The organism is Planktothrix rubescens CCAP 1459/22 (genome assembly GCA_904830895.1).
GTDB classification, from domain to species: Bacteria; Cyanobacteriota; Cyanobacteriia; order Cyanobacteriales; family Microcoleaceae; genus Planktothrix; species Planktothrix agardhii.
This window is the reverse complement of sequence record LR882958.1, coordinates 3,733,688-3,745,592: the sequence shown is the minus strand read 5'-3', so window position 1 is coordinate 3,745,592 and position 11,905 is coordinate 3,733,688. Positions and strand designations below refer to the sequence as shown.

9 protein-coding genes are annotated in these 11,905 nt (G+C 40.9%); 8 read left to right on the top strand and 1 reads right to left on the bottom strand.

Annotation, left to right across the window (positions count from 1 at the left end; genetic code table 11):
• Positions 1-10: 10 nt before the first annotated feature.
• Entirely contained in the window at positions 11-1,225 is a 1,215-nt protein-coding gene (locus NMG86_RS17530; protein WP_026798209.1) for a glycosyltransferase family 4 protein, read from the bottom strand.
• Between the two features lie 79 nt (positions 1,226-1,304).
• Here NMG86_RS17530 and NMG86_RS17525 point away from each other — a divergent pair, with 79 nt between their 5' ends.
• The 8 genes from NMG86_RS17525 (at position 1,305) to secA (ending at position 11,853) form a co-directional block, all read left to right on the top strand.
• Positions 1,305-2,324, top strand: coding sequence for an Npun_R2821/Npun_R2822 family protein (locus NMG86_RS17525; RefSeq protein ID WP_026798208.1), 1,020 nt, complete (start codon positions 1,305-1,307; stop codon positions 2,322-2,324).
• Positions 2,325-2,399: 75 nt separating this feature from the next.
• Positions 2,400-3,497 carry a polysaccharide pyruvyl transferase family protein gene (locus tag NMG86_RS17520; protein ID WP_026798207.1) on the top strand — a complete coding sequence of 366 codons (1,098 nt, stop codon included), beginning with the start codon at positions 2,400-2,402 and terminating at the stop codon, positions 3,495-3,497.
• Positions 3,498-3,552: 55 nt separating this feature from the next.
• A complete protein-coding gene (locus NMG86_RS17515) occupies positions 3,553-4,503 on the top strand; it encodes a glycosyltransferase family 2 protein (protein ID WP_026798206.1) in 951 nt (316 codons plus the stop codon).
• A 138-nt stretch (positions 4,504-4,641) separates the two neighbouring features.
• On the top strand, positions 4,642-5,187 hold the full coding sequence (locus tag NMG86_RS17510; RefSeq protein WP_026798205.1) for a hypothetical protein: 546 nt from the start codon (positions 4,642-4,644) through the stop codon (positions 5,185-5,187).
• Positions 5,188-5,368: 181 nt separating this feature from the next.
• The gene (gene ribD, locus NMG86_RS17505) at positions 5,369-6,457 is read left to right on the top strand and encodes a bifunctional diaminohydroxyphosphoribosylaminopyrimidine deaminase/5-amino-6-(5-phosphoribosylamino)uracil reductase RibD (RefSeq protein WP_026785880.1); all 1,089 of its coding nucleotides are present in this window, start codon (positions 5,369-5,371) and stop codon (positions 6,455-6,457) included.
• A 2-nt stretch (positions 6,458-6,459) separates the two neighbouring features.
• Entirely contained in the window at positions 6,460-7,068 is a 609-nt protein-coding gene (locus NMG86_RS17500; protein WP_026798204.1) for a hypothetical protein, read from the top strand.
• 129 nt (positions 7,069-7,197) lie between these two features.
• Positions 7,198-8,967 (top strand): ABC transporter ATP-binding protein, encoded by a 1,770-nt coding sequence (locus tag NMG86_RS17495; protein WP_026785882.1) that lies wholly within the window; start codon positions 7,198-7,200, stop codon positions 8,965-8,967.
• A gap of 102 nt (positions 8,968-9,069) precedes the next feature.
• Positions 9,070-11,853, top strand: coding sequence for a preprotein translocase subunit SecA (gene secA, locus NMG86_RS17490; protein ID WP_026798203.1), 2,784 nt, complete (start codon positions 9,070-9,072; stop codon positions 11,851-11,853).
• The last annotated feature ends 52 nt before the right edge of the window (positions 11,854-11,905 follow it).

The window sequence follows — 11,905 nt, the reverse complement described above, 5'->3', positions numbered from 1 at the left end:
TGGGATTAGGCTAACGACGCAGCAATACTTGTTCATAAAGTTCACCGGCTCGTTCCCAAGTATATTCAGTTTCTATTAATAATCTCCCATTTTGCGACAATTGTTCCCTCAGATGGGGATGTTCAAACAGTCGGCTAATGGTTTCTACATATTCTGCCACGGTGTTAGCCCGGAGAGCGCGATGGGGATCATTGGGCCCATCAACGGCCAAACCTTCTAAACCGCGATCGCTGGCCACCACGGGAACTCCTGCGGCCATGGCTTCTAGGGTTTTATTTTTAATTCCAAAACCCGTTCGCATTGGAATCACACAAACAGTTGCTTGATGTAGATATTCTGCCATTGATGGGACTTGTCCTGTCACTTCAATTCCTGGTAATGCCGATAATTCTGACACCTGTGGTACGGGTCTAGCTCCCACAAGCGCAAGTGTGGCATCTGGATAACACTGTTGTACTTGCGGAAATATCTCTAAACTCAAATAACGAGCCGCATCAATATTAGCTAAGTTATCCATTGCCCCAATAAAAATCAATCGGTGTCCTCCGGGATCAGAGGTTTTATAGGGAAATTTGTCAAAATCTACGCCATTGGCGATGACTTCAAATTGGGCTTGGGGGTTGAAATCTTGCAGTTGCTGGCGATCTTCTTTTGTTGTTGCCACAATTGCAGAAAATTTTGAGCAGTAGCGTTGTTCGTAGCGATAGAGTAGGGGAAGGTTTAAGCGATCGCGTAGAGGTTGTTCTGCGGTTCGGGTTTCTAACTGTTGGCGACAGGTGCCGTAAACTGAACTGTGAACGTTGACAACGGTTTTGAGTTGATTTTTCCACTGCGGACGAACATAAATTTCATTAACGCTATGTTCGCAAGTGATCACTTCACATTTTCCCCCCTGCACAAATTGATCAATCCATTGTTGCATCACCTCTGAGTAATTCGACAGTACACTCGGTGGATTACCCTGAATCAGAAATTGACCAAACCGTTGGACTTTTCCCAAAATACTCCCTTTTCCTCGGCTGTTTGGACGGGGAAAAACAACAACCTCATCCGCCCATTGCCTTAATGCAACAATATCTTCCTCCGTGACATCGGGGCTTTGTTGAGTTACAACTGTGATAGAATTCTGTTGACTCAAATATTTGAGTAAATTAAATGTTCTAACTTGGGTGCCTCCTCGAGTTGGGGGATAGGGGAACGTTGAAGAAATCATTAAGATTTTCAGGGAATTGGCTTTCCTCATAAAATTAGTTGAAAAGTCAGTTTAGATTGTTAGCAGATTTAGAAGAACTAGGAGTTGATACATGGAAACCCTGGGCATTTATACTTTAGCGAATGATGTGGTTTTTGACCAGCTAGTAGCTTTGCTCAATAGTATTGAGCTTAATATTAGCCCAAATATCCCGGTTTGCGTGATTCCTTATGATCATCGGATTGAACGAGTTAAGCAAGAAATCAGCAGTCGAGAAAATGTTACTCTATTTGAAAATAGGATAGCACTCGAAGGGTGGGACAATTTTGTCAATCAACTTTGGGAATCTCACTCCAGAGCTAAGGATTCAAAGAGATCGCGTCCAGGTTGGTATCAAGGTTTTGTTCATAGAAAATTTGCCGCTTTCGATGGGGAATTTGATAAATTTGTCTTCTTTGATGGTGATAGTCTAGCCATGAAGCCTATAGATGACATATTTGAAAAACTCAACGAGTACGATCTGGTTTTTAATGATTGGGAACATAAAAAGCCACGAGATGTAACCGAACTGGATTTGTCAATCATTGAACAAAAAACGGGGCTAACAGAAGATGAAATCCGTCCTCGATTACACTGTGATAGTTTTTTTGGTTCTAAAAAAGGTTTATTCAGCTTTGACCAGTTAGAGGATTTGAAAAAACGAGCCATCGAACAAGGAGAAATAGAATGGGTACGGCCAAGATCTTGGTGGTCTAGTTCGGGTTTATTCAGCTACATGACATTTCCAGGAAACCCAAAAATGTTTAACTTTACCCGCAGTCCTAATGGTCAAGAACGAACAGGAAATTGTGCCGATGCCGATCCTTTTGTCAATATTAATAACGTTCTTTATAATGAAGAAGGATTAAAACCCATTCATCGAATTCATTACATGAATTACTCTTCGGCTGATTTTGCACGATTGTGTCAGGGTGAAGATGTCAATATCCGTTATCAAGATATATTTTTACACTATCGTTTTATCAAGCAGCCCGATTTGAAACCTCAAGTATTAAAGCCACCGAGTTTCTGGGTAAAAACGAATAGAAAGATGCAAAAGGTGATGCAAAAACTTAAGAAAATATACAATTAGCACCCCGGAATGAGTTGTCTTGATCTCGGAGCATACGCCCTCCGTGAATAATTATAGTTTATTAATCAAATAGAGATGAGCGATCTTTCAAGTCCGACAAAAGTTAAAGAAGCCCTACATCAATCTTTGCAAGGATTGGGAAAAATAGAAAGTTGTGCCTTACTTGACTATCCAGCTTATCCAAATATTGGCGACCATTTGATTTGGATTGGAACAATATTTTATTTGAGTGAAGTGCTAAAAGCTCAAATAAAATATTCTGCTACTTTTACTGGATTTTCAGGAGAATTAATGAATCAAAAAGCGGGAAAAGTACCGATACTTCTACAAGGTGGGGGAAATTTAGGAGATCTCTGGTTACCCCATCAAAATTTTAGGGAGATGATTATTTCTCAGTACCCAGATAGACCCATATTCATCTTACCCCAAAGTATTTATTTTTCCGATCCCAACAAATTAAGAAAAACAGCCGATGTTTTTAACTCTCATCCTCAGCTAACTATTTTTGCGCGGGATAACTACAGTTATCAAATAGCAAGTGATCATTTTAATCAGTGTCAAGTTATTAAAGCTCCAGATATGTTCTTTCAGATGATGAACTTACCAGATATCCCAATAAACATCAAACCGGAATCTTCTATTTTATATTTCTGTAGGCAGGATAAGGAATTTAATCAAGGTTTTTCCCCGGATTCTCTGGGTATATCTGACCTCGTAATAGAAGATTGGGTTTCTTATACCTGGATGGCTAAAGCGCCTGAAGATTGGCCGATTTATATTCCGGGAATGGTACGATTAATTCGAGAAGGTTGGCAGCGAGGTTTTGCAACTCCGAGGGAATGGTTATCGCGGCAGAAGTGGGAGTATTTACACCCGTATGTTAGTCAATTTAGGGACATGGATCAACCCGAACTTCATCGTCGGTCTTGGAGTATGATGCACTCAGGAATGTATCAAATGCTCAAGTATCGCTTAGTTATTACTAATCGTTTACACGGTCATATTCTCTGTATTTTGTTGGGAATTCCTCATGTTTTTATGCCGAATTCTTATTATAAAAACGATTTATTTTATCAAACTTGGACTCACCAAATTCCTTTTTGTCGGTTTGTCAAAGAACCCAGCCAGGTAAAATCTGCTGTTGAAGAACTGTTAACATTATTTCCTCGATGATCGAATTGATAAGATCATAGTGATTCCGCTTGTCTTGATAAATAATTATAAACTCATGACTAAAGTTACCGTCTGTATCCCCAGCTTTAATCGCTGTCACATATTACCCTTTGCCATTGAAAGTATTCAAAAACAAACTTATTCTGATTGGGAATTAATCGTTTGTGATGACGGCTCAACTGACGGAACTCCAGAGTTAATGGCTAAATATCAAGATCCGCGTATCCGTTATATCCGCCATCCTCAAAATATTGGTAAAAGTAATAATATGCGTTCAGGATTTGAAGCAGCAACGGGGCAATATTTCATCAAATTTGATGATGATGATCGCCTGATCCCTGAATTTCTGGAGAAAACAATAGCTATTTTAGATCAATATCCTGAAGTAGATTTTGTTGGAACCGATCATTGGATTATTGATATTAATAATCAGCGAGATCAAAAGGCAACACAACAGAATTCTCAACGGTGGGGAAGAACCAAACTTGCCGAAGGAATCGTTAAGAATTTATTAGGAGTTATCTTCATTCAACAAAGTTTTCAGGTAGGAGCCACGTTATTTCGTCGTCAAGCTTTATTAGATGTAAACTTCATGCGTCCGAATTTACAGAACTGTGAAGATAATGATTTATTTGTCCGGTTAGCATTAGCGGGAAAATCGGGATATTACTTAGCACAACGATTAATGGAATACCGGGTTCATGCTGAACAGCAAGGAATTAATCGAGCCATTCCCTATTTACGCGATAAATTAAATTATTTAAACAGTTTTAAATTTGAGTCAGAAACTTGCGAATCGATTCGTCAATCCCGTCTGGCTGAAACACAATTATTATTAGGATTACGGTTAATTGAAACTGGAGAAACTCAAGCAGGAAGACAACTGGTTTGGCAGGGAAAATCTTATTCCACTGTCAAAGCAGGGACAGGATTAATTTTATCTGTTTTGCCCATGAAATTAAGACAATCTGCCTTTGATCAATTGCGAAAATTGCAAAATAGATAATATAATATCTAGGAATGACGGAAAATCTATGAAATCTTGTTTTTGCTCAATATCTCGATCGGATTTAACAGATTTTACCAATATTTAGATAAAATACTAGAATCAATAATTGCCCGATTTTTTATTTTTCCCAGTTCTATGACCCAGGATGTTCGGCAGTGGCTTGATGAAATTAAACGCTTGAAACAACAGTTGGCACAAACCCAACGGGATCTGAATGCGGCGGTCGAAAGTTCCGACCAATGGCGACAACGCTACAATACTGAAGCCCAACAACGACGCCAAGAAGCCGGACGCTATTTAGAACAGGTGGGAGAACTGCGGGGAGAGTTAGAACGATGGCAACGCCTGTCTCCCCTACCCAATGAATTACAGGTACGGGTCGCCGTTCGTCAAGAGATTGACCCGTTAAAAACTTTGGATGAAGTTAAGGCAAAATTAATTGAGGTGATGTTAGAACGCGATCGCTCTAGGGAACATATTCATCAACTGGTCGAAGCCATCGAAGCCGAAAAAGCAGCCCATCTGGAAACTCGCAATAGTTTAACCATGGCTTTAGGCGATACGGTTGATTTACTCACCAAAGCCCAAAATCAATCCCAGTCTGGAACTTCAATTTTCACTATTTCCCAACTTCCCGAATCTCAAATCTTACCCCAACTTCCAGCCATTGAAGACAGTTGAAACAGTTATCAGTTAACAGTTAACAGTTAACAGTTATCAGTCATCAGTTAACAGTTAACAGTTTATTACCCAAAACCCAAAACCCAAAACCCATTACCCATTACCCATTACCCATTACCCATTACCCATTACCCATTACCCATTACCCATTACTCATTACCCCTTCCCCCTTCCCTATTCTATGACCTTAAATTTTGATCAACAAATGATGCAGCAATGCTTGAAATTAGCCCGTCAAGCATTAGGAAAAACTGCACCTAATCCTCTAGTCGGTTGTGTAATTGTTCAAGACGGAAAAATTATTGGAGAAGGATTTCATCCGGGGGCGGGTGAACCTCATGCCGAAGTTTTTGCCCTGAGAAATGCCGGAGAACAAGCAAAGGGAGCAACGGTTTATGTGAATTTAGAACCCTGTAATCATTTTGGTCGGACTCCCCCCTGCACAGAAGCCCTAATTGCAGCAAAAATAGCTAAGGTTGTAGTGGGAATGGTTGACCCCAACCCCTTAGTTTCAGGCACAGGAATTCAACGCTTAAAAGATGCAGGAATTGAGGTAATTGTAGGCATAGAAACAGCAGATTGTCAACAGTTAAACGAAGCATTTACGCATCAAATTCTGCATCATCAACCCCTAGGAATTTGGAAATATGCAATGACATTAGATGGAAAAATTGCCACCACAACGGGTCATAGTTATTGGGTTACGGGAACAGAAGCCCGACAAAAAGTTCATCAGTTACGAGTCGCTTGTGATGCGGTAATTGTTGGGGGAAATACCGTCCGACGAGATAATCCGTTGCTGACAACTCACGATGCTGGGGAACCCAACCCCTTGCGAGTGGTGATGAGTCGCACCTTAGATTTACCCAAACAAGCCCATTTATGGGACACTCAAGAGGCGAAAACTTTAGTTATAACAGAGGAGGGTATAAATCCAGATTTCCAACATTTTCTACAGAATAAGGGGGTAGAGGTCGCGGAATTGTCGCCCTTAACACCCGCCCAAGTCATGACTTATTTCTACCAACGTCAATTTTTATCGGTGTTGTGGGAATGTGGGGGAACCCTAGCCACCAATGCACTCCAAGATGGCAGCATTCATAAAATTTTAGCCTTTATTGCCCCTAAAATTATTGGGGGAAGTGGGGCGCCTTCTCCGGTGGAAGATTTGGGTTTTACTCAAATGACAGAGGCACTTTTATTAGAAAGAATGACTTGGGGTTCTGTGGGTTGTGATTTGTGGATTGAAGGTTATTTATCTCCAGCTTAATTATGAGCGAAATTGCTGTATTAAGTCTGATGGTCAGTAGTCTAGGAATTGATGCGGTTTTACTCGCTAACTGGCTCTGTTCCATCCAAATAAATGTAGAATTAGAACAGGAGGAGGAAGAAACATTGACTCGTTACGACTCAGAAGATATTAAACAAATGCGTGCAAAATCCGTACAATCTAATGGCTATTCTAATCCTGAATCCCCTGAACCTTTAGTTAAGGAATGGGAATACAAGATTGTCCGCGCCAGTCAAGATGTATTTCGCAATCCAACTGTTTTTAAACGGCTATGTCAGGAAGAAGCAGAAACGGGCTGGGTTTTAGTGGAAAAATTAGATGACCGACGGGTTAGATTTAAACGTTTAAGAAGATTAGAAACTCAAGAAAACCCCTATCAAATCAAGCAAGATCCCTATCGTTCTACCTATGGAAAATCTAATAATTTAGGGTCTTGGTTAACTGTTTTGGCTTTTATTACTGCGATTATTTTACCCGCTTATTTAGGATTTTCATTAGTTGCCATGAGCTTTAATAAATCCGAGCAAAATTCTCCAACAACCCTTTCATCTCCTGAGCCGGAAGTTCCTCCTACTTCCCGTCAAAACTGAATTATAGCAACCGCGGCTGGGGTGTTAGGACATAGACTGATACAGCAAACCTAGGCGGTTGCTATAGGTAATGGGTAAGAAACTGATTACTATTATATAATAGAGAAATAATCATTTTAGGATTGTCCCTTGTCTCAACCCAATCATCCCTTAAAACGGTTTCTAGTTTATGCTCATCCCTATCAAAAAACGATTGGGTTAGCAACGGTTTATTCAGTTTTAAATAAAATCTTTGATTTAGCCCCTCCGGTATTAATTGGATGGGCCGTTGATGTTGTAATTAACCCCAAAGTTTCCTTCCTATCCCAATGGGGGATTCAAGGAGCGTTTAATCAATTGTTGATGTTATCGTTTTTAAGTTTAATAATTTGGAGTTTAGAATCTGTTTTTGAATATGCTTATAAAGTTTTGTGGCGAAATTTAGCCCAAACCTTGCAACATAATCTGAGATTAGATGCTTACGGACATTTACAAAACTTAGAATTAGCCTATTTTGAAGAACGCAGTAGTGGCGGTTTAATGTCGATTTTAAATGATGACATTAACCAGTTAGAACGATTTTTAGATATGGGGGCGAATGAAATTATCCAAGTGATAACAACGGTAATTGTAATTGGAGCAGCCTTCTTTATTTTAGCACCTACAGTCGCTTGGTGGGCAATGTTCCCGATGCCTTTTATTGTTTGGGGTTCGGTTTGGTTTCAGGAATTACTCGCCCCCCGTTATGCAGATGTTCGCGAAAAAGTTAGTTTATTAAATGGACAATTAGCGAATAATTTGGGCGGAATTACAACTATTAAAAGTTTTACTGCTGAACAGTATGAAATCGAAAGAATTAGCGAGCATAGTGAAGCCTATCGCCAAAGTAATCGCCGAGCAATTGCCTTCTCTTCCGCCTATGTTCCAGTGATTAGGAGTTTGATTTTATTTGGATTTATTGCTACTTTATTATTAGGTGGATTACAGGTTACTTCCGGGGCTTTAGCCGTAGGAACCTATAGCGTTTTAGTGTTTATTACCCAACGGTTATTATGGCCGTTAACGCGACTGGGAGACACTTTTGATCAATATCAACGGGCGATGGCTTCTATTAACAGGGTGATGAATTTATTAGATACTCCGATAGAAATTCACCCTGGGGATATTGCCCTTCCGGTTTCTTTAGTTAGAGGAGAAATAGAGTTAAAAAATATCTATTTTTCCTATCAAAATCGCTATCCGGTAATTCAAGATTTATCCTTAAAAATTCCCGCCGGACAAACTATTGCCATTGTCGGTTCTACGGGGTCGGGAAAGAGTACCTTGGTAAAACTATTATTGAGGTTATATGAAATTAATGCTGGGGTAATTACTATAGATGGGATAGAATTAAACCAGTTGAAATTACCGGATTTACGCCAAGCAATTGGCTTAGTTAGTCAGGATGTTTTCTTGTTTCATGGAACCGTTGCCGAAAATATTGCCTATGGAACCTTTGATGCGTCCTTAACTGATATTATCGAAGCGGCAAAAATCGCCGAAGCCGATGAATTTATTCGGGATTTACCCGATAGATATGAAACAATTGTAGGAGAAAGAGGTCAGAAATTATCCGGCGGACAGCGACAACGAATTGCTATCGCCCGGGCGGTCTTAAAAAATCCGCCTATTTTAATCTTAGATGAAGCGACATCGGCCGTGGATAATGAAACCGAAGCAGCCATTCAAAGATCCTTAGAAAAGATTACCAAAAATCGGACAACAATTGCGATCGCCCATCGGCTTTCAACGGTTAGAAATGCCGACTGTATTTATGTGATGGAACAGGGAAAATTAGTCGAATCTGGAACCCATGAAAACCTCTTAGAAGCGCCGGGTATTTATGCGGGTTTATGGCGAGTGCAGTCCGGATTGAATTAGGGTCAACGGTGTCAGGTGAAACAGATGAAGCCAGGAAATGCTAGAATCAACAATGATTTATTCAAAACCAATAAATTTTCGTAACTATATCCTGTTCTTGCCATGTTAAAAGCTCTGTTAGGCGATCCGAATGCGCGTAAACTTAAAAAATATCAGCCTCTTGTCACGGATATCAACATTTTAGAGGAAGAAATTCAAAGCCTCTCGGATGAACAACTGCGGGCCAAGACAGGGGAATTTAAGGAAAAATTATCCAAAGCTAAAAACCGAGACGACGAAAACCTAATCCTGGATGAAATTCTCCCAGAAGCGTTTGCCGTTGTCCGCGAAGCCGGAAAGAGGGTTTTGGGGATGCGACACTTTGACGTCCAACTCCTGGGCGGGATTATCCTCCACACGGGGCAAATTGCCGAGATGAAAACCGGAGAAGGAAAAACCCTGGTTTCCACCCTTCCGGCCTACCTCAACGCCTTAGCCGGAAAAGGGGTTCACGTCATCACCGTCAACGATTATCTCGCCCGACGGGATGCCGAATGGATGGGACAAATCCACCGATTCCTGGGGCTAAGTGTGGGGCTAATTCAGCAGGAAATGAGTCCCGACCAACGGAAGAAAAACTACAACTGTGATATTACCTACGGTACAAACAGTGAAATGGGGTTTGACTACCTGCGCGACAACATGGCGATCTCCATGGATGAAGTTGTGCAGAGGGTGTTCAACTATTGCATTATTGATGAAGTAGACTCGGTTTTAGTTGATGAAGCCCGGACGCCTTTAATTATTTCTGGTCAGGTGGAACGTCCGAGTCAAAAATATATGCGGGCGGCGGAAGTTGCTCAAATGATGGAAAAAGAAGAACATTATGAAGTCGATGAAAAAGGCCGTAATGTTCTGATGACCGATGAAGGTTTTGCCCGGGCGGAAGAACTATTTGGGGTTCAAGATTTATATGATCCTAATGATCCTTGGGCGCACTTTGTTTTTAATGCCTTAAAAGCCAAAGAATTATTTATTAAAGACGTCAACTATATTATCGGTAATGGGGAAGTCATTATCGTGGATGAATTTACCGGACGGGTGATGCCCGGAAGGCGTTGGAGTGACGGTTTACACCAAGCCATTGAAGCTAAAGAACGGGTAGATATTCAACCGGAAACCCAAACTTTAGCCACCATTACCTATCAAAATTTCTTCCTGTTATATCCTAAATTATCGGGGATGACTGGAACCGCTAAAACCGAAGAAGCCGAATTTGAACGCATCTATAAGCTGCAAGTTACTATTATTCCGACTAACCGGATTACCGGACGTCAAGATTTACCCGATGTGGTCTATAAAACTGAAGAAGGAAAATGGACTTCCATTGCTGAAGAATGTGCGGATTTACATAAAGAAGGGCGTCCGGTTTTAGTCGGAACAACTAGCGTCGAAAAATCAGAAATTCTCTCGAATTTATTACAACAACGCAAAATTCCCCATAATTTATTAAATGCTAAACCCGAAAACGTCGAACGGGAATCGGAAATTATTTCCCAAGCCGGACGCAAAGGGGCCGTTACTATTTCTACTAACATGGCTGGACGGGGAACGGATATTATTTTGGGGGGAAATGCGGAGTTTATGGGACGGCTAAAAATGCGCGAGTATTTGATGCCTAAACTTGTTAAACCCGATGATGAAAAGGAATTAGTGATTGCTGGGGTACCGGGTAGCCGTCGCCCCGCAGCCCAAGGATTTGATCAGAATAAAAAACCTAAAACCTGGAAAGTAACGACGCAATTATTCCCTACGGAATTATTAAAACCTACTGAACAAAAACTGAAAGATGCGGTTGATTTTGCCGTGGGAGTTCATGGAGAACGCAATTTAGCAGAGTTACAAGCGGAGGATTTATTAGCCGTTGCTTCGGAAAAAGCTCCCACCACTGACCCGGTAATTCAAAAATTGCGAGAAGTCTATAATTTGATAGTTCATGAGTACGAAAACTTCACCAAACAGGAACATAATGAGGTGGTGGAATATGGTGGACTTCATGTAATTGGAACCGAACGCCATGAATCTCGCCGGATTGATAATCAATTGCGGGGACGGGCTGGACGACAGGGTGATCCGGGTTCCACGCGGTTTTTCTTGAGTTTACAGGATAATTTATTACGGATTTTTGGCGGCGATCGAGTGGCCGGATTAATGGATGCTTTTAATGTGGATGAAGATATGCCCATTGAGTCTAAATTATTAACGCGATCGCTGGAAAATGCCCAACGAAAAGTTGAAACCTACTATTACGATATCCGTAAACAGGTATTTGAATATGACGAGGTAATGAACAACCAACGGCGGGCAATTTATGCCGAACGGCGACGGGTTTTAGAAGGGCAAGATTTGAAGGAACAAGTGATTAAATATGGGGAACAAACCATGGATGATATTGTGGAAGCCTATATTAATCCTGACTTACCTTCAGAAGAATGGGATTTAGAAAGTCTTGTTACTAAATCCAAGGAATTTGTCTATCTGTTAGCCGATTTAACCGCCGAACAATTAGTGGATTTATCGGTAGATGAAATTAAAACTTTCCTCCATGAACAGTTACGCAATGCTTATGATATGAAAGAAAATCAAGTCAATCAAATCCGACCGGGGTTAATGCGCGAAGCTGAACGCTTCTTCATCCTGCAACAAATTGATACCCTGTGGCGGGAGCATTTACAACAAATGGACGCGCTACGGGAGTCCGTAGGTTTACGGAGTTATGGACAAAAAGATCCCTTAATTGAATATAAGAGCGAGGGATATGAATTGTTCTTGGATATGATGACCGATATTCGCCGAAATGTGATTTATTCCATGTTCCAATTCCAGCCTCAACCGTCTGTTGTCTAAGGATTTGAAACGTTCTTGAGCCGGGCTGGAAATTTTATTTTTCAGTTTTTCC

Coding starts and splice junctions, on each gene's coding strand:
- ribD (WP_026785880.1), top strand. CDS start 5,369: ATGACCTTAAATTTTGATCAACAAATGATGCAGCAATGCTTGAAATTA.
- NMG86_RS17520 (WP_026798207.1), top strand. CDS start 2,400: ATGAGCGATCTTTCAAGTCCGACAAAAGTTAAAGAAGCCCTACATCAA.
- secA (WP_026798203.1), top strand. CDS start 9,070: ATGTTAAAAGCTCTGTTAGGCGATCCGAATGCGCGTAAACTTAAAAAA.
- NMG86_RS17525 (WP_026798208.1), top strand. CDS start 1,305: ATGGAAACCCTGGGCATTTATACTTTAGCGAATGATGTGGTTTTTGAC.
- NMG86_RS17510 (WP_026798205.1), top strand. CDS start 4,642: ATGACCCAGGATGTTCGGCAGTGGCTTGATGAAATTAAACGCTTGAAA.
- NMG86_RS17515 (WP_026798206.1), top strand. CDS start 3,553: ATGACTAAAGTTACCGTCTGTATCCCCAGCTTTAATCGCTGTCACATA.
- NMG86_RS17500 (WP_026798204.1), top strand. CDS start 6,460: ATGAGCGAAATTGCTGTATTAAGTCTGATGGTCAGTAGTCTAGGAATT.